14 protein-coding genes are annotated in these 20612 nt (G+C 52.1%); 1 reads left to right on the top strand and 13 read right to left on the bottom strand.

Going from position 1 to position 20612, the window contains the following annotated elements:
* Nucleotides 1-99 precede the first annotated feature (99 nt).
* The 12 genes from ACEVG1_RS09460 to ACEVG1_RS09405 form a co-directional block, all read right to left on the bottom strand.
* A complete protein-coding gene (locus ACEVG1_RS09460) occupies nucleotides 100-906 on the bottom strand; it encodes a hypothetical protein (RefSeq protein WP_374743418.1) in 807 nt (268 codons plus the stop codon).
* A gap of 168 nt (nucleotides 907-1074) precedes the next feature.
* Nucleotides 1075-2589 carry a hypothetical protein gene (locus ACEVG1_RS09455; protein WP_374743417.1) on the bottom strand — a complete coding sequence of 505 codons (1515 nt, stop codon included), beginning with the start codon at nucleotides 2587-2589 and terminating at the stop codon, nucleotides 1075-1077.
* A gap of 359 nt (nucleotides 2590-2948) precedes the next feature.
* Nucleotides 2949-5645, bottom strand: a complete 2697-nt coding sequence (locus tag ACEVG1_RS09450; RefSeq protein ID WP_374743416.1) for a zinc-dependent metalloprotease — start codon at nucleotides 5643-5645, stop codon at nucleotides 2949-2951.
* Nucleotides 5646-5818: 173 nt separating this feature from the next.
* Complete coding sequence (locus ACEVG1_RS09445; RefSeq protein WP_374743415.1) at nucleotides 5819-9034, bottom strand: CHAT domain-containing protein; 3216 nt, start codon at nucleotides 9032-9034, stop codon at nucleotides 5819-5821.
* A gap of 1 nt (nucleotide 9035) precedes the next feature.
* Nucleotides 9036-9782: a tetratricopeptide repeat protein gene (locus ACEVG1_RS09440; RefSeq protein WP_353124293.1), complete on the bottom strand. Its 747-nt coding sequence runs from the start codon at nucleotides 9780-9782 to the stop codon at nucleotides 9036-9038.
* Nucleotides 9775-10350 carry a sigma-70 family RNA polymerase sigma factor gene (locus tag ACEVG1_RS09435; protein ID WP_353124294.1) on the bottom strand — a complete coding sequence of 192 codons (576 nt, stop codon included), beginning with the start codon at nucleotides 10348-10350 and terminating at the stop codon, nucleotides 9775-9777. Before ACEVG1_RS09435 ends, ACEVG1_RS09440 begins: the two co-directional genes overlap by 8 nt.
* Nucleotides 10351-10428: 78 nt before the next feature.
* Nucleotides 10429-13056 carry a hypothetical protein gene (locus tag ACEVG1_RS09430; RefSeq protein ID WP_353124295.1) on the bottom strand — a complete coding sequence of 876 codons (2628 nt, stop codon included), beginning with the start codon at nucleotides 13054-13056 and terminating at the stop codon, nucleotides 10429-10431.
* Nucleotides 13057-13174: 118 nt separating this feature from the next.
* Entirely contained in the window at nucleotides 13175-13798 is a 624-nt protein-coding gene (locus ACEVG1_RS09425; protein WP_353124296.1) for an outer membrane beta-barrel protein, read from the bottom strand.
* 47 nt (nucleotides 13799-13845) lie between these two features.
* Nucleotides 13846-15633, bottom strand: coding sequence for a serine/threonine protein kinase (locus tag ACEVG1_RS09420; RefSeq protein WP_374743414.1), 1788 nt, complete (start codon nucleotides 15631-15633; stop codon nucleotides 13846-13848).
* 4 nt (nucleotides 15634-15637) lie between these two features.
* Nucleotides 15638-16528: a PP2C family serine/threonine-protein phosphatase gene (locus ACEVG1_RS09415; protein ID WP_374743413.1), complete on the bottom strand. Its 891-nt coding sequence runs from the start codon at nucleotides 16526-16528 to the stop codon at nucleotides 15638-15640.
* Nucleotides 16525-17181 carry a hypothetical protein gene (locus ACEVG1_RS09410; RefSeq protein WP_374743412.1) on the bottom strand — a complete coding sequence of 219 codons (657 nt, stop codon included), beginning with the start codon at nucleotides 17179-17181 and terminating at the stop codon, nucleotides 16525-16527. The genes ACEVG1_RS09415 and ACEVG1_RS09410 overlap by 4 nt, the downstream gene beginning before the upstream one ends.
* Before the next feature lie 23 nt (nucleotides 17182-17204).
* A complete protein-coding gene (locus ACEVG1_RS09405; protein ID WP_353124300.1) occupies nucleotides 17205-18881 on the bottom strand; it encodes an FHA domain-containing protein in 1677 nt (558 codons plus the stop codon).
* Nucleotides 18882-19029: 148 nt separating this feature from the next.
* On the opposite strand from ACEVG1_RS09405, the gene ACEVG1_RS09400 reads away from it, so the two are divergent.
* On the top strand, nucleotides 19030-20385 hold the full coding sequence (locus ACEVG1_RS09400; RefSeq protein ID WP_353124301.1) for a TrpB-like pyridoxal phosphate-dependent enzyme: 1356 nt from the start codon (nucleotides 19030-19032) through the stop codon (nucleotides 20383-20385).
* Between the two features lie 7 nt (nucleotides 20386-20392).
* On the opposite strand, the gene ACEVG1_RS09395 is transcribed toward ACEVG1_RS09400, so the two are convergent.
* A partial coding sequence (locus tag ACEVG1_RS09395) for a type IX secretion system membrane protein PorP/SprF (RefSeq protein ID WP_374743411.1) occupies nucleotides 20393-20612 on the bottom strand: 220 nt, incomplete at its 5' end.

Here is a 20612-nt window from a genome sequence, read left to right as displayed (position 1 = left end):
AACGTCCATTGTAGTTATGGTCGCCCGAAAGATAAGCAGTTTTATGCAACGATGGCTGCCCCGTACCCGAAAAAATATAATTTCACTTCTTCCATAGTTTCACAAATACATTACATATTGCGTTTTCAAGTTATTGTACGTTCGGGTTAAAGGGCTCCCTATCACGTTCGTTGGGAACACCGTCGTTATCAGAATCCTGAACGCTGGCGCGATCAATAAAGAGCAGTTGGTAGCCGATGGGTAAGAATGTTTCCTTACCATCGCATCATACTCCGCTGTAGGAGCCATCGTCATCTGTATACCTACAAACGAACTTCCCAAACTAGGCGATGCATTGACATTCACAGCAATCAACGCCGTGAAACTACCCGCGCGGACCAACCGGGTGGCGGTAGTTGTCTGCATACCGGGTGCCAACTGTTGGGTGCCACCGTCGCTACACACGATACTAAATTCAGGGTTACCCAAGTTAGCGAGCATTTGGTTTACTTCGTTTTGCACTACTTGCTGAGCATTCGTCAACCCGAAAAGGGTGGTCGTAACGTAACGCCACAACACGTTGTTGTCGTTGCGGAGCACATTTACACCGATGGTGCTGTTCCCGCTCAGTTCAAACGCCTGGTACCCTTGTGGCATCTGGAAACCCAAGGCAGGATAGCCGCTATTGATATAATATCCACCTGGATTTTTTATGGTGGGCACTCCACCCGGGATGTCGCCCCGCAGCACGCCATTGTTCAAATCCCAATACAACGCCCGCACTCCGCGAACATTGGGACACAGTTGCGATGTCATATTGGCCAACTGCGATTCGGATGATATGTTATCGCGCTTGCCGCACGAAAGCGTGAGACAAACCATAATTGTACACACGTACACCATCCCGTTTCTTTTTAGCTGATTCATTCTTTCCTTACAATTACCTAACCATGACAGGCCTGTAATCCCTGTGCTACGACCCGTCGTTCCGAATAACTATTGGTATATCAAGCAAAGCAGGCAAAAGTGAACAGCCGCATTCACTTTTTCACCCGACATAGAAAGGCCGGTATTTTGTTGGGTGAATCGATCAAATCAGAACTCATGTTCCAATGTTTCTCCCCACGCCGTATCCAACGCTACGGAAAACCCATTGACGGCGCCGGTGTCACCGAGCAGCTTGCCCGTAAGCCGCAGCCTGACATTGTTCGGTATCTCCTGGGTTACTGTTATCGTATGGAGTACTACATCGCCCTCACCATAAGCGATCAACTCGTACCCGATACTCGCCCTTTCATCAAGCAGGCCGAAGAACTGATGCAAGGCAATCTTATAATCATCTGCATGGATGAAGTTATCGAACGTTATCCGCTGGGTTTCCGACATTTCTATCGATGCGGGCATACCGAACGGTGCATACAGGAAATCATCGTGCAACCTGACCACCTCAATTTCCTTGACTCGCTGAAGGTCGGAGGCCGCGTCGGTAAAATCAAATTCGACGAGGCTGTAGCACCGACTCAGTATGGCAGCGACCTCCGTGCCGACCCCACTTACCACCATGTCCTCCACAAACGCGGCATAGGTAACCGCTCTAAAATCGTCAAAATGCTGACCCATGTAAAATTCGCTTGCGTTGGCCGGGGCCTCCGGTAGTAACATCCCTTTGTCCGACCGATATGCCACAAACAACACGTCATACGTACCATCGGCCAGCATAACGTCGAGCATACCGCCATCGCCCAGCGCACTCATCGAAAGGGCTTGCTGCTGGACTACCTCACCGTCTTCTGACGAAAAAATGTAATAATGCAATGTGCTGGGGCTGGTAGCATCACCGGGCCCGTTATTGTAAACGCCGGACAGACGGATGTTGTCGAGTTTTAGCGTCCCGGTATTTTCATTGTATTCACTACCCTCCCCCCTATCTCCCGGTAAAAACTCAAATTTGAGTATCAGTGCCTCCATACCGATAAACTCAGGGTATGCACTCAGATCAAACGAGAATCGGTCTCGTGAGGATACCCCAAACGGATTGGTTGCACTAAGCACCTCATAAGTATCTCCGCCATCGGTGGAATAGGAAAGCGAAAAATCCTTCGGACCGGTAGATGAGCTGGTAATATCAAAGCCGAAGGTTGTTACCGATTCGATACCCTGCATGGGCAGATTTATTTCCACAGATTGCGCTCCGGTTATGCTCAGCGCTTTGCCTGGCTCAATGGGATCCAACCCGAACCCGGCGACAAAATCGGGCTCAGCGTCTTTGCCCGCAAATACAATGGCTGCCCCTACCTCATCCACCGCAATAAACGGTTCTACGTTCCCCTCATTGAACGACCAATAATACAGGTATTGCGGTTCCGAACCGGGGGTGATGTTCCGTAGCGCCTGCATACCGTTGCCCACAGCGCCGAGCGCCGACCGGGCCATGCTTTGCCGGGTATCCAATGGCGTCACTTCGGCCTCAAAACCCTCCAGTTTAAACGTGATATTCCTTAGTTCGTTTGTTGGTAGTGGAGGGATGTCTCGCTTGCAGCCCGAAAACAGGCAACTGATCCACAATGTGAAGCATAGCAAATGATTTGGAAGATGTTTTGGCGTTTTCATTGGCATATTGTGTTAATCGGTTATGGAAAAGCGTTGCACCGCATTGATTCCCACATTGGCCCCGCCAAAAGCAAATCAAACCTATTCGATTAGGGGGCTAGGAATATACACGGCAGCATGTAAGGTTAAAAGTAGCATATCTGACGGGAAACCGAGAAAAATTAAAAAATTATCGCGCTTTTGGTTGAACACGGTAAAATACAATAACTAGTAAGACAAACAATAACATAGAGGTTATTTTCTCCTCTTGACCAACGTTTCCATTTCATGGCACCTATGCCGCTCAAAAAAGCACGCAAAAAAAACTGCCCACACCTTGTACGGCATGGGCAGGAAACATTCGTATTACTAGCAGTCCGTTAGGACTTGTCTACCGACAAAGCCTGCTCAATCATGAAACGGAGGCTTTGGCGGTGCGCGGCCGTTTGTGCATCCGCCCCGTTAGCTCCGCCCAATTTCCCTTTCAGATCGGTTAACGTAACCAATGCTGCGGCTTTACTGGCATGGTCATAACCCGTCTTGGCCTCCAAGATGCCTATCAACGCCTGCACATAATCCGTCTGCAGGTTCTGCCTGATCAAATTGACATGGCCGCTTAAGTCGGCGGCAAAGATATGGTTCGTCAAGTCCTTCATCACATCCGTAACCGAATACTCATTTCCGTACAGGCTGCTGTTGCTGATACGTGTAAGGGTTGTCGGGTGCAGGATGTGTGACAGCGTACTCACCTGCAAAGACCTAAACGTATTCTGTGGCTTGTAATCTTCTGTGCTGCTGAAGAAATTGAATCCCCGGCGCTGCCGCTGCAAATAGGGGAACAGCGTGTAGTCCACTTCAAACGCATCGGGTGCAAACACATAGGTACCCAACAGCTCCATCGCCTTCTTTTGGATATCCAGTGGTACGGGTGTATAGGGTTTGGCGTCGGTGCCCTGCCCAACGAAACTGCGATCTACATATACCCCACCGATGTACCGGCTGATAGCGGAGGCCATGCTGGCACGTTGGCTGTTCAGCTGGCCATACCGCAGCAATAGTTCCTGGTACCCTTGGTTGGGCCGGCTGAACCGCTCCTTCAGCTTGGGCATCATATCGTTGACCAGCAAAAATCGCTCTTCACCGTACGCCATCATGTCACTGGAGTGATCATTGATCATCACCCGTGGGTCGATGGCCTTACCGGGGCTCCGCATATCGTCCGCATCATTGCCAAAAGCCAACTGCGGATCTGTGCTACGGCTTAGAATCTTGTCCAACCCCTTCGCTTCTTCCGCAGGCGCAAACGGCGTATAACCATACTCGATAGCCCAGATGTCATAAGGCCCGGCTTTAGTCGTGTAATAATCGCCCTGCTTGCTGCGATCGCGGCTTACGTTGATGGCCGGGTAGTCCATCACCGACCCTTGTAGCCCGATTTTACGTGTCAGCTTCGTATCATGCAATTGTTCCGGCGTAAGCATCTGGCTGGCACGCATGTTGTGGTTCAGTCCAAGGGTATGGCCCATCTCGTGCATGATCAGGTAATAGAGGAACTGCTTATGCATCTCTTTCACGGCTTCCGACTTACTGGCTTCGCCCGATTCCGCATCCAAGGTCTCCACGGTAACGATACCTGCTTGGAATTGCATGCTCAACTCATTGGCGAGGTTACACAGTGCCATACGGTTTACTTGCGAGTGGTGCACGTATTCGGTTTGTGCCACCGCTTGCTCGGGGTGCTCCCAGGGCAGCGATGCCAACGCCGCATTACCAGCGTTGAACAAGTCATCCATCACGGGTGTACCAGCACCCGACTTCCACTCCACGGTGATGTCGGCACCCAAAATCTGTCCCGTCAACGGATTGAAGAAACTGGGGCCAATGGCGCCATAACTCGGATTGGCCGACGATTTCCAGCGGATCACATTGTAGTCGATATCTGCCGGGTCCCAATCTACGTCGTCAGGCATCTCCTTCATCACCACGGCATTCTTAAACCCTGCGGCTTCGAATGCTTCGTTCCATTTCTCGCCCGCTTCCTTGATGATGGGCCGGTATTCCAGCGGCGTCGTATTCTCAATCCAGAATACGATCGGCTCCACCGGTTCGCTTACCTTTGCGTTCGGATTTTTCTTTTCCAAGTGCCAGCGGCTGATAAAATCGCGGTAAGGCGTGGGCGATATGGATGTCAGGTCGTCCACTTCCGCACCGAAATAGCCTACACGGGGGTCATCCCGCCGTGGGCGGTAGTTGTTTTGGGGCACTTCTAAAAAAGAGTGCTGCATCCGCACCGTCACATAGCGCGCATCGGTAATGTCCTTGCCGCCACCGTTCATGGGCGCGGGATTATCGTAGGTGAGGCGCACCACAACGTCCGTATTCTTCGGAAACGAACGCACGGTATCATAGCTCGATTTGCCGGTGTTAAGGTTGCCGAGGTTGAATACCGCCGTGGGGGGTATCCCCGGCGGCATTATAGGCTTCACCGCATCCAGCTTATTGCTGATGAATAAGCCGTCAATCGGAATCAGGTAGCCCGCACTGTCCGAAGCAGCGATCTTCTCCGAATGGAATATGGTCTCTGCCACATCCGCATTGGCCGCCTTGCTTACCGGGTTGGCCGGGTCGTAATAAAAAGCGGTGTTCTTCCGCAGGAACTCGATCTTGTCCTGGTTTTTCCGGATACTGAACAACCAGGTATCGCGGATCATATTCTCATTGAGATACAAGGCCGTTGGGCCGCCCATCGAAAAACTCTGGTAAATGAAATCCTTGTCCAATTGCTCCTTCGTTACATACAGTTGTAATCCTGCATCGGCGGTATCGCGGTAAAGCGTGAAAAGCCCGTCAATTTTCTTGCTCGCTTTAACCTTGTCATCGATACTTGGCTTCTCGTCTTTCTTTTTCTTCACCGAATCCGCAGCGACCTTTGCCGTGCTGTCGGGCGGCGTCACTTTGGTGGTGTCAGGTTGATTTTTCGGTAAGGTATCCTGTAACGAATACATTCCTGTACCGGCCGCAGCGGGCATAGCGAAAAACAGGCTACCCACTATGGTTGCTAGTAATGCGTACTTCATTTGATTTTGGTTAAAAATTATACATTCATGTGTCGGTCCTGTGCAGTCCAAAGCCAAAGCCCATCGTGATTAAGACGCACAAGCACCGAATTAGTTGCATATCTCGATAAAAAATAGCGCACCAATATACATAACATTCTCATTCACAAAGAAAAAGAACCGTAATTGTTACATTAGAAGCGGCGCCGATATACCCATATCAGTAATAAGACCATTGTAGCCACACCGCACACCCAATAAATCCAAGAATAGCTTGGGTAAAGCGGCTTCGTATCACCAATCAAGGCCAGCCCGGCCCAATAATATGGGTGTGCTAACCGTTCCCCTCCTTTACGTATCAACTGTAGCTTCGCCTTACGTAACGCTGTGCTTTTAGATTGGCCTTTCGCTAGGTTCTCATAAAAGACAGTGATGATATCAGCACTTGCCTTTTCATCGATTTTCCATAAACTCATCACTACACTGGGGCATCCGGCGTATTGAAAACTATGGGCTAGCGACATCAACCCTTCACCACTGCGTAATGCGCCCATACCGGTCTCACATGCGGTAAGCACGGAAAGTTCCGCGCGTAGTTGCATACCATAGATCTCATAGGCATGTAGATAACCATCATCCGAAGCGGCCGAATCGCCCGCAGATTTCGCAAGGAATAAACGGGACAGCAACGGTGAATCGTTATTTACTTCACCATGTGTTCCAAGGTGCAGAATCCGATAATCATGTGCCAGGCTTTTAAACACCTTTTCCTCAGCATCTTGTTCGATATACAGATCGTGGTCGAGAACCTTCGCAATGCGTAGCGCAGCCTGCAATGCAAATGGTTGCCGATAAAGATACAGGTAATCCTCGTCTTCGAGTTGAGGGTTCGCAAGCCCCTCTTGGTAAGACGCTTTCATCTCATCGGAAAAAACAGGGGCGAACAGCAATGCACCGGACTTGGGTAGCGAGCGGCGTACGGAAGTTGTCTGCAACGCGCTTCCGGCCGAAAGTAAGTAAGACACTTCATACGACCGGATAAGAAATGGCATTTCTGAGAATTTAAGCTCCCGGGCGTCCGATATGAGCATTTCAAAGTTAAGGTAATACAAGTCAGCATCGGGGACTATCAGTAACTTCTTTCCTTTAATATTTGACTGGATGGGTTCGATGAGCGCTTGGTAAAGACGGTAAGAAGAGGCACAGAAAGCCTGTGGAGAAAGTCCGTATAAACGCTGTAGATTACCTACCTCGTCGAGAACCTGCCGATCAATCCGATGGGTATCAAAGGAACTGGGGGTCACCACAAAAACAAAGACACACCGATCTGTGACGGCGTACTCAACTAAAGCCCTGTTTTTCTCCAATAGAACTTCCCGGACGACTTCCGGCGTCGGTGGTTCAAGTGTGTATCGAATAGCGAACAGTTCGTTATTGGCGTTCTTCAGGCTATCCAGAAATAATCGATATTTTTCAGCTGTAACGGAAAGCAAATGAAGCAGCGAGTCATCCCTGTTGCTGTTTAAATACTGCAGATTTAGCGTATTGATGCGTTGTCGGAAAGCCCGGTCGCGACTTGTTGCCTTTCCGTCGTCCGACTGCGATGCATCAACTAAAGCCCCGTTGGCTGCCAACCTCAAGAGCAACGCTTTACTGCGTTCAGCGTAAGCAAAAGCTTTGCGCATAAAGGGCCCCGAAGTCGCGTCGTCTGACAATGTCCAGCAGGCCTCCATGGCAATCGAGTAAATGGCCTTATTTATATCAGCTTGGTCAATCAGTGCCGCCTGCGACCTCAACGCATGGAGATTGGACGCCATGAATGCCGAATAACCATCTACAAAACCGAGCAATTCTTCCAGGTATCTGCGATTGTGTGACTGCCAATACAGACCCTCCAAAATAGTGGCCCGCTCAATGGTCAAGTCAACCGTATATCGACTGGCCGGCAAATAATCGAACCAGCCGTCGGCATTTTCGGGAAGTCTTCTATTCCGCGCGAGTTCCATTGCCGAACTATCGGCGTAGGCGAGTGCGCGCTCCAGCGAATCGGCTTCCCTGTATATCCGCGCCAACGTCAACAACATGCCCGCTATAGTCGGATTACCGGGTTTGAACAACTTGCGGAAACCGGCCAACACTTCTTCCTGCAAGGCAATGGCTGCTTCATATTGCCCCATAGCCGATTTTGCCAAAGACATGCCACGCTGTGTGTGTAGCGCGTCCTCTCCGCCCATTGCTCCTGCCTGCCGATAACGGTACAGGGCCTGATGGTAAAAACTTTCGGCCAGCACATATTGCTGCAAGTCCCGGTAATTGTCGCCCAACGACGACTCCACAAAGGCCATCCCCAACAAATCATCGGGGCCATGACGCTGCTGCACCTCATAGGCTTTCTGATAAAACTCCGTGGCTTCTTCAAATCGACCAAGCTCGTTCTTTAAACGAGCTAAGCCAGCCCATGGGTGCACCATCCCCAAGCCGTCCGGCCCGTGTTGCTGTACCAATAAACGGATGCCTTTATCCAGGTATTCCTGTGCAAGGAACGGCTCTTGGATGTAGCGGTATAAGTAACCCAAGTTCTGGTAGGCCGCGGCAAGTGGCGCACCATCCCCCGCAGCACTGTAATTGGCGGCTTGTATGCCAACCGCCTTTTGGCGGTGTATGAGCGCTTCATCGTACCGATTCAGCGCTTCGTAGATTACCGCTAAACTGTTGTGCATGCTCCCGATGTTCGGGTGGCCCGGCGGGTAACGTAGCTCCACCACACGTTGAAAGGCCTTCCCATCTTCCAATGCGCGTTCAAATTGGCCGCTATAACGGCTGATAAGAAAACGGGTCTGCAAAATCATCACCATATCCCAGCCATCTGCACCGTCCAGCAAACGACTCATCTCATAGGCAAGCTCCACATAACGATCTGCTGTCGCGAAATCTTCTTTTAATAAGTAGAGGACGGCTATCTGGTTAAATAGCAGGGCGTAATGGCGATTAGGAGGGACATTTTTGATGATACGCCTTTCGGCCCGCTCAAAATACGCAGCGGCCTCCCCAAATGCATACTGTTGCGTAAGGAGCTGTCCGACCCTACTTTCAACAGCTACCCGGGCCACGTGGTGTTCCGGTAGCCAATCGGCGACCCTTTTGGCGGTATCCATTAATCGCAGGGCAGCTTCGAGGTCCTGCCGCGACCATACCACCAATGCTTGCTGAACGTAGGAAAAGGCCAGACTGTCCAACTGTCCGGTAGCGCGATAGCGTTGTATGTTGCGTTTACCATAGTAATCCGCGCTGTCCAAAACATGGGTCCGATAGGTCCGGATAGCTGCATCGTAATCACTCTCCTGGGCGATGACCAGCGAATTTAAGCCACTTCCTAGTAACCAAGCGAAAAGTAACGCGGCCCGCAACATATCATTCCAGTTTTTCTTTTAACTCCTTTGCAGAATCCATATCGGCTATACGCGACAGGATGTTCAATGCGGTCTTCCGATCGCCGCGTTTGAGATAACACAACGCCAAATACCAATTGGCGTCTTGGTAGTAAACCGATGCTCGTTCACCAGCCACCACAGCCAACAGTGCAATGGCTTCATCGACGTGCCCCATAGCCATGTGCGCAATACCCTTATAATACTGTAAGGTATCTGTTTGGCCGGTTTCCTCCCCTAAGGCATTCCATTTCGCCAAGGCATCGGGATATCTCCCTTCCTTGTAACTGATCATGCCATCGTAAAATGCATATACCAACGTATCTGCGCTACCCATCTCAACGGGAAGCCCGGCGTCGACAACAAAATAGGAATGGTAGAGCCGAGCGTCGGAGGGGTTTGCCGTCCATAACCACCACACACCGGTCAGCGTCACTAAAACGATAGCAGCAGCTGCACACCATTTTTTCAATACATCTGCCTTTAAAAACCGTTTCATCGTCGCGTCGATGCCACGGGGATGGTATCCGTCAAGGTATTCGCGAAGGTTGGCCTCCCGAATCCCAATCAACAACCCCTTTACTTGGGTTACCTTCCGGCGCCATTCCGGGTCATTCGCGAGCCGCTGGTCGAAAACATCCCGTTCGTTGCCAGACATGCCGTTACTCAAATAATTTAAGATGGCCGACAGCTCCTCTTCAGGAAGATCGTCTATTCGTTCCCTATCCATTTGTCCCTCCATTTTTCAGCACCATTTCCCGCAATTGTTTCAGGCATCGGTATTTATTATTCTTGGCACTGGATTCGGTCCAACCGAATTCGCTGGCAATATCCCGCAAGCTTTTCCGCTTAAAATAAAACCCTGCTAACAACTCACGGCAACGGTCGCCGAGATTCTTGTATTGCAGCCGCACGTTATCGATGTATCCGTCCACCTCATCAGTGTTCTCTTCCATTGCTATTGAATCCGTTTGTACGTCTTCTATCGGAATGGTGCGTTTGCCTTTCGCCTTCCTCATGCTATCTATCCACTTATTCTTGACCACACGCATTAGATAGTAAGTAAAATCGCTTTCGGCCGAAGGAACAAATCGCCCATGCTGAACATTGCGCCACACGGCGAGGAATGCTTCCTGATAGGTATCTTTGGCATCGTCCACTGAGCCCGAATGCTGTAAAATATAGCGTTCCATCAGCCTGTAATTTGATGTATACAAGTTCTTCAACGTAACCTCGTCGTCAGACTTGATGCGTTCAACCAGCGAGGTATCGGGAAGCCGGAAATCAGGTTGATCCATAAAGGTCTCCTAAAGTTTCCGGCTAATTTAGTGCTTTATTCCATAACCTTTGGATGTTGTAGCATAATATCCTCGTCGCTACTTCAGCGTGACAATCATTTCGATTGTCCCACCGAAGTTAGAATAATCCCAGTTGCACGTTCTTCGCTCTTGGTCTGGGTATAACGGCCCCACACTCCAGGTAGCTCCCCATCCGATGGTATATGTGCTCCCGTCGTATGTGTTTGCAAGATCCCCATAGTTGAACCCGAAAGAAAGGCCCGGTTCTCCCGCCTTCCAACGGAACGTGTCTCTATAACGGTCGATGACCCTCAGCTCATACGACTCATCTTCCGGCTGTTGCGTATACCGGGTACCCCAGCAATGGAAGCATTGGTGCGATGTGTATGAATTCCCATAGCTGTCCTTGTAGCTTCCCACCAACGTATCTCCTTTGAGCACCAGCGGCTGCAACCTTATAATACGCTTCTTTGGATCATTATCAATGTTTACCGTAGCTTTTACCTCGTCAAATAACCGGAACGGTTCATTCGTCGCACCCTTATCCCTCGAATAAATCCGGGCAGTTACCGTTTCGGCACCTTTCAGTGTCTGATCATCGGTACATTCATACCAGATTTCATTATCATCATAGTTGGTGATGGTGCTGGCCGGCGTTATATTTTCCTTTCCGTACATCCCCCCATGTTTACCGGTTGTTGTCCACACCACTTGGTATTCCCGCTGGTCGTTTGGTGCGATGCCGGGTATGTTGGCATTGATGGGTTCTATCCGTAAGGCGACATCATTCGCATTGGCAAATTTTGACGACCCACTTTTACGGCCAGTAAGCGTCACGCCGTTGGGCTTCAATTCATATGCGCTCCTGCGCACGTTAACGCGCGTAGTATCCGTACCGATAAGCCTGCTCCCCATATAGGCTTTCACGTAGATGTACTCCCAATTATCGCCATCGGTCAGGCCCGAATTGGTATTGGCGTTATAGAACACTTCGTGATCCGAACTTTCAAACGAAGCGCCCTGGTGTCCTTTCGTATCTTTCAAATAACCCCACTTGCCGGAAGTACTCCATTCAAAGTACGGATGCGTATCTCCGGACTCTTCCATATTTTTGATCTCAGCGGTGATCTTTTGCTGCGAGTAGGGCACCACCTTAGCCTCTTCAGGCGAAAGCGACACCTTGCTGCCACGGGCCACCACCGTCCACTCCTCCAGGTTGCGCGAGGTAGCTGCATGGGTTGCGACAAGCCGTAGGTCGTTACCTTGCAGTATCAAGTCCATCACGGCTATACTGTTGAGGATACGCCCCATGCTTCGGCCGACCATCTCCGTCAGGTTACCGGCATTCACATTTGCCACGTGGCTGATGGCCATGTGTAGGCAAACATCCAATAGCATCTTGGCTTCGTCTTTCACGACAGCTCCCGTAAAGTGCTCCAGCGATTTGCGTAAAGCCATCATGTAATCGCCTTTTTTTATTTCTTCATAGATGTCGGGAGCGGCACTTAAAAAAAGTTCACCTGCCTTGATAACGTTCTCCGGAACCGTACCGATTTCGTACCCAGATTTGCCGATGCCCACATCATCGACCAGGCTGATGGCCGCCGTTCCCGCGGTGACAGCCGGTATTACGAAATCGATGAGGAACGTTTCGATTTCCAAACGCGTAAGCTTACTTAATTCGGTTTCTGTGATCAGTTGACTGCCACCAGCATCCTTACCCGGTCCCACGATACGTACCTTATAGGTGGCCTCCGCTTCGTTATCGGCCAGGTTAAGTGTCACCGGGCCGCTCTTCTTGAGGAACGACTCCACGCCGCTTTCGGTGCCCCCCAACTGGTCTTCCACCCACTTACCAATTTCCCCAATCGCGCTGTTGATGGCACCTATCGGGTCGATGGCCAAGTCCATGTCGGCTTTGGTTGCGTTACCGATATTCGGCAACACAATATGCTCTACGCTGTCATCATCGAGATATTTCATTTTGTAGAGAAATGCATGTGCGCGCCGGCGGTAGTTGTTGTTCACGGCCAACTGGCCCAACCCATCTTCCAGCATCTGTAATCCACTGCGGATGTCGTTTGCGTCCAGCTTCAGGTCCGAAGACGTTGCTGCCATTTTCGCTAATCGCATCCCCCGGTCTCCGGGCAATACCTGATGGGCTGCTTTACGGAGCGGTTCTAGAAAAGTACCTGTGCTCAATGTGAGCGGATCGTTCTTCCATATTTCCTCAAACGCCACAATCCACTCGGGCACACCATTCAGTTCTTCCGCTCTATCAAAGAATAATGTAGTCAGCGTATCGGTTTGGAACGGCAATCCCAATGCATAGTACAGCAGGGCTTTCGCCGTAGAACGCGTGGAAATATCTGCTTCACCCTCGGCTGTGACCACGCCAATGAGTACAGGCTTGTCACTTTTGTCAAAGAGGAAACTGAGGTTCACCGGACTTCGCCCCTTGATATCGGCGACTTTGGTACGGCCATCCTTACCCACCGGCACCGGCTGGCCCAATATCAATAGCTCCGCGCCAGTCAGGTCATAACCCGAACCCGTTGGTAAAACAACCTGTGCGTCTTTCAATGGGATTTCGATAGGCCCCTGGGGTAATTCGCCATTCGGTCCGGTCTTAGGATCTTTCTTACACGACAAGACTAGACCCACGAGGGTCATCGCTGCAAGCAGGAAATAACTGTTTCTTTTCATCGCTTCGTTTTAACTGTTTACTTGTATATCGTAAGCAGTCAAAAAGGTCATCAAAAAAAAGATGCCCTCCACACCGGGAGGACACCTCTCTTAAACACATGGAACGGTTGAATCCTATTTAATAGATGAGCGATTGCAAATTGAATTTCGCGCCCAATGTTACCCGAAAAGCAGTGATATCCGGCTCGGCATCTATCTTTTCACCGGCAAAAAATTCACTGGTTTTCCCCTCCAAGGTAAACAAGCCCTTCGCATATACCGACCATACCGGATTAAAAAAATAGGCCACACCTCCGCCCACGTGGGGCGCATGCGACTTTATCCGTACATCCACTGTACCGTCGCCGTTGTTGACCCCATTTAACCCCAGCACCTGATTGCTGTACCCCGCCTGCACAAATGGCCGCCACGCGTGGATCGTCCCCAAAAAGTTGAGCCGTGCGCCGATATCCAGCTGGCCCATCGACATGGATTCGGCATCCACCTCGCCCGTACCTATTGCAGAATAGCTGAACCCGACGTATGGCTCAATCAGTTCCGTGATACCGTAGCTGGCCGTCAGCCCCGCACCGTAGCCGCTGCCCGCCGTCTCGGACAGGAATTCATAATATTCAGAGCTCCACCCCACCATGTTGATGCCCGCAGCGACGTTCAATCCTTTGATCGATGAGCGCTGCATGATCTGTGCATTCGCGGCCAAATAGCAAGCCACCGTGACCAGTACTAATGTCAATCGTTTCATGTTCTTGATTTTAAATTTGTTATTTTTAATTCTTCCTTTGTTTTTGTTCAGGGTATCGTTGCCCCTTTTTCCAGTATGACGATAAAATCGGGCGAAGCGAGCATATCTTCGATTTTGCCGCTGAGTTCGCTTTTCACAAACGGGATGGTCTGGCCATTGACGCTTTTCACATCGTTGAATCGGATGCTTACCTGCCTCGAACCAACCCGGCGGATCTCCGCGGTGGCCAACGCTCCTTTGGAGATGATGGTGTATCCACGATAGGTTACCGGCTTGGTAACGGAAAACGACAACTGCTGCCCCTTTTGTAGTTGCGCGCCGTCCAGCTTATCACGGAGGCGCAGGTTTACCGTTACGGACCCATCAAGTACCATCGGGGCAGGTATGCGTTCGGGTTCAACATCCGGTTCATTTTCTGGCTGTGTATTAACCGTTGTTCCGGGCATCTGCTCGGGTTTCTTGTCGATTGCCGTCGTCTCTTCCGGCACGTTTTCCTCCGACGTTGGTTTACGCTCGGCATTACCGTCCGATTGCGGTGATGGGCCGGATGGGCGTTCGGGGTCGGGTGGCGGTAGGGTCAATTCTTCTTCGGTGGCGGCGATCAACTGCTGCACGTCGGCCGGCGGGGTCGCGGTCGTCCCTGCGTCGTTGCCTGTCGCCAGGGCAAACCGCTGACCGGGCTTCCCCCCGTCGTCCACACCGACCGTCGCGGTATTGTTTTCCTTTCCGGCGGTAGGCCCGCCGCCGGGCCAAAACAAGAACACCAGTGCTACCACAACCAGGATGACGGCTGCCAATCCGGCCGCGTACGCCGCGTAAGCAAATCGCTTGGGAGACGCAGGCAACTGAAAACCCGCCGGTTCTACACGCGCTATTACCTTCGTGGGCAAGGGAGTCCCCGCCTTTGTGGGCTCCAGCACCACGGTCTCTGGTGCACCGGGGGGCGGCGGAGCAGGCACCGGCGCAAGGGCCGTGGGCGCAGCAGGTTTCGGCAAATACGGATCAATCGTCCGATAGTTCGGGAAAGCACGGAGCAGTGCCGTACGGAATTGGCCGGTATCCTTGAAGCGTGCTGCTGGGTCCGCCGCCATGGCTTTGCCGATGATACTGGCAAGCTTTCTCGGCACCCGCTTATTCAGCCTGTCCAAAGGAAGCGGCTTCCCGCCTATGATGGCTTGCATCAGTGCAAACTCACTCGTGCCCTTGAATGGCAGCGTGCCGCCCGTAGCCAGTTCGTAGGCCACCACACCCAGCGCGTAACAGTCTGATGCGGGAGTAGGATCCGCTCCCTGGATCAGCTCGGGGGCTAAGTAATCCAGCGTACCGATAACGCTCCTCACCTTCGTGAGCCGGCTGGCTTGGTCCGAAACCCGGGCGATGCCGAAGTCCATGATCTTGACGGAGCCGTGCGGCGTGAGCATGAGGTTCGCCGGCTTGATGTCGCGGTGCAACACCCCTTTTCCGTGCGCATAGCCCAAGCCGTCAAGCAGCACCGTCAAGATAGGCACCAACTGCGCCGGCGATACCGCGCCATAGTTGCGCACATAGGTATCCATGTCGTCGCCTTCCACGTATTCCATCGCCATATAGTGGTCGCTGCCTACTTGGATGTAATTGTACAGCAAGGCGATATTGGGATGCGATAGCCTGCTCAATATCCGCGCTTCATTCGTGAAGCGCTCCAAAAAAGTCGTATCGTACGCCAAATTGGCGTTGAGGTTCTTGATGGCTACTTTGCGATCCAATGCCAGATCGGTGGCCAGGTATACCTTACCCATACCCCCTTCACCCAGAAGCGCGTCCACCCGATAGCCCTGTATGGTCTTTCCAATCATGGTTTTACGGATTTGGCTCCCGATTTTCGGTAAGTTCACGCGTGTTTTCCAGCACTGCCCCTTTTTCCCAAGGTTGTATCTGACCGACCAATACCGTGATGTTGTCGTGTCCCCCGCGGCGCTTGGCTTCGTCGACCATTTCTTGGGCGACCCTGCCGCGTTGGGCCTCGTCGTTCAGGTAGGTTACAATTTCGTCGTCCGATAGGTACTCATACAACCCATCCGAGCAGAGGAAAATGACATCACCCGGCGCGGCATAGCCCGCTTTACGCGACACGTCGGGCGCCACCGTGGCCGCAGTACCCAACGCCTGCATCAAGATATTCCTTTCGGGGTGTTTAATCGCCTCTTCGTACGCCAGTGTGCCTTTTTGTATGAGGTATTGCACATACGTCTGGTCCACGGTCAACCGTGTTAATTGACCCTCGCGCCAATGATAGGCCCGGCTGTCGCCCACATGGGCGATACACAATGTGTCGCCAACGGCAACCACCGCTGTGCAGGTCGTACCCATTCGTTGATGTGTTCCCCCCTGCCCCGCCTGATATATTTCCACGTTGGCGGCATGGAAGGCCTCCCTAAGCCGGTCCAGCACCCTTCCCTTTCCTCCGAAAAACTGCTGCGCTACGCGCTCCACGGCCATTCCGCTGGCAACTTCGCCGGCGTCGTGCCCACCCATACCATCGGCCAACACCATCATCACCCCATGCTCCCCGCGCATGCGCTCGTCATGGGGATACACGGCCACGGCGCGGTCCTCATTGTTGGACCGCACATTACCCACATCGGTGGCAATCTGGATTCCCAATGTCCCAACATGGCCGGCACCTTCCAGTGTAGCCAATTGGGGGTGATGGTCCCTACCTGTTCGAAACCACCTGGCCAACGCTTTCATAGATGCGACTGCCGGCGTAACACCAATAATCCAACCATCGCCAGCAATCCGGCGCCAAGCAGTGAGTATCCGGCAGTTTTCATACCGGCATCACCTACCTCCATCACGCTCTCCGTGGGCCGCTTGTATTGGATGGTTACGTAGTTAAACTCATCTTTGTCAAACGCCATCCCGGTCACGTCGGCGGGCAGCGTTACCCGCATGTTGGTCTGTAGCACACTATACCCCATCTGCTGTGAAAGCGTAGCCGTAAAACTGTTTTCCGTAATCTTCACGGGTTGCGTTTCGCGGAGGCCGAGCTCGGCCAACCAGTTGTCTTTGCCAAGGTACTCCACCACACCCTTCGCTTTGTAGGTCAGTTTAAAACTACGGTCCATTTCATTGGGCTCATACGTGAAGTCGTACAGGTGTAGCGAGCTCAGTGACTTCTCGATGTTCCGTTTCAGGTTGGAGGCGTTTCCGGTGCCATACGAATAATTCCACCACTGCCATTGCATGGCATTGAGCTTGCCGGAAATAACAAACGTGGCGTTTCCCGCCGAGTCAATGTGTACATCGCTATTAAATATCATAGGTTCCTTAATGGTTTGCTGACCCCATGCCCACATCGTGGCGACCACCATGAGGATAGCCACAAGAATTAAATTCTTCATTTCGTTTTCGATTGCTGATTGGTTTACAATTGTTGTTGCTGCTCCGTTTTTTGGAATACCAGCGGACCACCCACGGCCATCCGTTGGGCCAACTGGTCCACTTTCACGCGCATAAAGGCGTCATCCGTGAGCTCCATGGGATGCACGCCGCTGTTGATCAGCTGTTTCACGTTGATCATGGCGTAGCCGGGCACACCTTGCTGGGCTTTCTGCATAAACTCGTTGAGCTGCTTCATGCCCGCCTGGAAGGCTTGGTCGGCGGTGGCGATATACCCCAGGCCCGCACCACCCACCGCCGTGGCCTCGATGGCGTAATACTGGCCATTTACATGCACCCCCGGATAGGCATGGCCGGGGACGAAGAAAATCACGGGGTCCAACCCTTCGCTAGCGAAGACACTCGCATAGAGGAAAGCCATCTCGATGCACAAGCCGGTATTGCCGGTAACGACCTCGCGAGGCAGCCGCACCTTCTGCTGCGTACTCACAATATCGCCAATTTCCTGCTGCGCACCGCTGGTGCCGCTATACACCATGCCGGTACGCCGGGTCGCTTCATATACGCCCAACATAAACCTCACCACTTCTTGCGGATTTTGGCTTACGCCTGCCGTAGCACCGCCCAACACCTTTTCCTGTACTTGCTGGGTATAATATTTAATGATTGGATCCTGCGGAGTGATGAATACCGGAGCCAGATCGTTGTTGTCCTCTAAATCCTGCTGCCCCCTGATTTCACTGAACGCGATGTTGGTGTACAGGTAATCATTCCGGCTCAGCATCTGGAAAGGATACGTCTTTTCATATTTATCCGGTTTCCCACCGTTCATATACGTGATGCGTATCTGCATCCGCTCGGCCGACTGCGTGGTCTTCTCGACTATGCGTTGGGGAAACTGCGGGTAGATGGTCACCACGGATGCCCCGCCCGGCAAGATGTACTTCACTTCATCTGCTGTGGTCCAGTCGATGTAACCGGGCACCGAATAGTCTACTTTCACGTCCCGCAGCTCGCCGCTACCTTTATTGTCTACGACCACTTTGCAGAAATAGAAGCGTCCGTCCAGCGCTGCCGGGTTGGCATAGACCTTATAGGCTGCCGGCATCATGGCCTGCAGCGGGAAAATCTGGATATCCAGTTCGCCATCGCCCACCATCTTCGACACATTGGTCTCTTTGGTAAAGCCCGTCCACAACACCGTTGCACCGACCAGCAGAAAAACAATGGGTAGCGCATACCACCAATTCGTCCTTCCCGTTCGGCGGCCTGCCGGCACATAGTCCGTTACCCGTTGGGTATCAAGCGAGGTGGTCGGCGCCGGGATATCGATGACCTGCGTGGGCATCACAGCAGGCACCGGCCGTGGGTCGAGGTCAAAAACAAATGCCGGCCCGTTTTTTCCGAGTTTCACCTCGTCGCCGGGCCGCAATTCCGTCGTGCCGGAAACACGGCGATTGTTGACGAACAGTCCGTTCCGCGAGTTGTTGTCTTCAATCGTCACCCGGCCATCGGGCTGCCGCACAATACGGGCGTGCTGCCGGCTTACGGCCAACTCCCGCTCAGGATCGAACCGGATTTCACTGTCCGGATCGCGCCCGATCCGCAATTCGGGCAGTGCAAAATCAAACGATTCGGTCTGATTGGCCTTGATGCCCTCCTTGTACCTGATCTGATACTGTTTTACGGTTCCTTTCATCATCAGAAATGATTTTAAATGTGTTTAAAAGATTAGCTATCTAAACACCTATCGGAAAAGACATCAAAAGGTCAACAGGGAAAATGAAAAATTAAGACAAAGTTTGTACATTAGTCCCGCACACCTAATTCAGTAATAAACATATAAATACATGGAAAAGAAAATCCTTCTGAACGAACGCGACATGCCCACCCAGTGGTATAATATTGTAGCCGACATGCCCAACAAGCCGCTGCCGCCACTCCACCCAGCCACGAAGCAGCCTGTAGGTCCGGACGACCTCGCTCCGATCTTCCCCATGGCACTCATCGAGCAGGAAGTATCTACAGAACGGTATATTGATATTCCCGAAGAAGTACAGGAAGCCTACCGCATCTGGCGTCCTACGCCTTTGATCCGGGCCACCAACCTGGAAAAGGCGCTGGGAACCGATTGTAAGATTTACTACAAGTACGAAGGAACAAGCCCCAGTGGCTCACATAAGCCCAACACAGCCATCCCACAAGCGTACTATAACAAACAAGCTGGAATCAAGCGCATCATCACCGAAACCGGTGCCGGTCAATGGGGAACCGCATTGAGTTTCGCTTGCAGCCATTTCGGGATCGACTGTGATGTCTACATGGTGCGCATTAGCTTCGACCAGAAACCTTACCGCAAAATCCTGATGAACACGTTTGGTGCCACGGTCCATTCATCGCCAACCAATCATACACAAGCGGGTCGCGATGCACTCGCAGCCAATCCCGATACACCCGGTAGCTTAGGTCTGGCTATTTCGGAAGCCATCGAAATGGCCGTGGGCGACGAACACACCAAATATGCATTGGGTTCTGTGCTCAACCATGTCTTGCTCCACCAGACCATCATCGGCCAGGAAGCAAAGAAACAATTGGAGTATGCCGGCGACTACCCTGATGTCATCATAGCGCCATTGGGCGGCGGATCTAATTTCGCAGGCCTGTCCTTTCCATTCCTGCAAGATAAAATAGGAGGTAAATCCTTGCGTTGCGTAGCCGTGGAGCCCGCTTCCTGCCCCAAGCTCACCAAGGGGAAATTCATGTACGATTTTGGCGATACCCAAGGATATACCCCACTGCTGCCCATGTATACGTTAGGGCATACCTTTACACCCGCCGCCATCCACGCCGGGGGATTACGCTACCATGGAGCCAGCGTGCTATGCAGCCAGTTGCTCAAGGACGGGCTTATCGAAGCGCAGGCTATCCAGCAATTGGAATGTTTCGAGGCCGGTATTTTGTTTGCCAAGGCCGAAGGGATTGTCCCTGCCCCCGAAGCGAACCATGGAATCGCCCAAGTTATCCGAGAGGTCAACAGTGCCAAGGAAGAAGGGGTATCAAAAACCATCCTTTTCAATCTTTGCGGCCATGGTTTTGTGGATATGGCAGCGTACCAGGATTATTTCGATGGCAAGCTGCGAGACCATTCGTTTACTGATGAGGAATTGACGGCAGAACTGGCGAGCCTGGAAGCATTGCAACCGTAGCGGGTACCTAAAGCAGCCCCAGGGCCCTATCGAACCGGTAACTGAGCCCTATCTCGTGGGTCGTGTTGCCGATGCGACGGTTGAGCGGCTCGCTGCCCGGGTTGAACTGGTAGCTGTAACCCAGCCCCAGGCCCGAGAAGTTGAACTGCACCATCCCGGCCAGCTCGCCATAGCTGCGTGCGTTGAGGCCGATGCCGAAAACCTGTTTGATGTAGAACATCGCCGAG

Origin of the sequence: Parapedobacter sp. 2B3, assembly GCF_041925275.1 — a bacterium.
In the GTDB taxonomy this organism is placed as follows: Bacteria; Bacteroidota; Bacteroidia; order Sphingobacteriales; family Sphingobacteriaceae; genus Parapedobacter; species Parapedobacter pyrenivorans_A.
This window is presented reverse-complemented; position numbering and strand designations above follow the sequence as displayed.

Excerpts from the sequence above, each read along its gene's own strand:
- ACEVG1_RS09410 (WP_374743412.1), bottom strand. The coding sequence starts at position 17,181 with ATGAAGAATTTAATTCTTGTGGCTATCCTCATGGTGGTCGCCACGATG.
- ACEVG1_RS09425 (WP_353124296.1), bottom strand. The coding sequence starts at position 13,798 with ATGAAACGATTGACATTAGTACTGGTCACGGTGGCTTGCTATTTGGCC.
- ACEVG1_RS09430 (WP_353124295.1), bottom strand. The coding sequence starts at position 13,056 with ATGAAAAGAAACAGTTATTTCCTGCTTGCAGCGATGACCCTCGTGGGT.
- ACEVG1_RS09420 (WP_374743414.1), bottom strand. The coding sequence starts at position 15,633 with ATGATTGGAAAGACCATACAGGGCTATCGGGTGGACGCGCTTCTGGGT.
- ACEVG1_RS09405 (WP_353124300.1), bottom strand. The coding sequence starts at position 18,881 with ATGATGAAAGGAACCGTAAAACAGTATCAGATCAGGTACAAGGAGGGC.
- ACEVG1_RS09445 (WP_374743415.1), bottom strand. The coding sequence starts at position 9,034 with ATGTTGCGGGCCGCGTTACTTTTCGCTTGGTTACTAGGAAGTGGCTTA.
- ACEVG1_RS09440 (WP_353124293.1), bottom strand. The coding sequence starts at position 9,782 with ATGGATAGGGAACGAATAGACGATCTTCCTGAAGAGGAGCTGTCGGCC.
- ACEVG1_RS09415 (WP_374743413.1), bottom strand. The coding sequence starts at position 16,528 with ATGAAAGCGTTGGCCAGGTGGTTTCGAACAGGTAGGGACCATCACCCC.
- ACEVG1_RS09455 (WP_374743417.1), bottom strand. The coding sequence starts at position 2,589 with ATGAAAACGCCAAAACATCTTCCAAATCATTTGCTATGCTTCACATTG.
- ACEVG1_RS09435 (WP_353124294.1), bottom strand. The coding sequence starts at position 10,350 with ATGGATCAACCTGATTTCCGGCTTCCCGATACCTCGCTGGTTGAACGC.
- ACEVG1_RS09400 (WP_353124301.1), top strand. The coding sequence starts at position 19,030 with ATGGAAAAGAAAATCCTTCTGAACGAACGCGACATGCCCACCCAGTGG.
- ACEVG1_RS09450 (WP_374743416.1), bottom strand. The coding sequence starts at position 5,645 with ATGAAGTACGCATTACTAGCAACCATAGTGGGTAGCCTGTTTTTCGCT.
- ACEVG1_RS09460 (WP_374743418.1), bottom strand. The coding sequence starts at position 906 with ATGAATCAGCTAAAAAGAAACGGGATGGTGTACGTGTGTACAATTATG.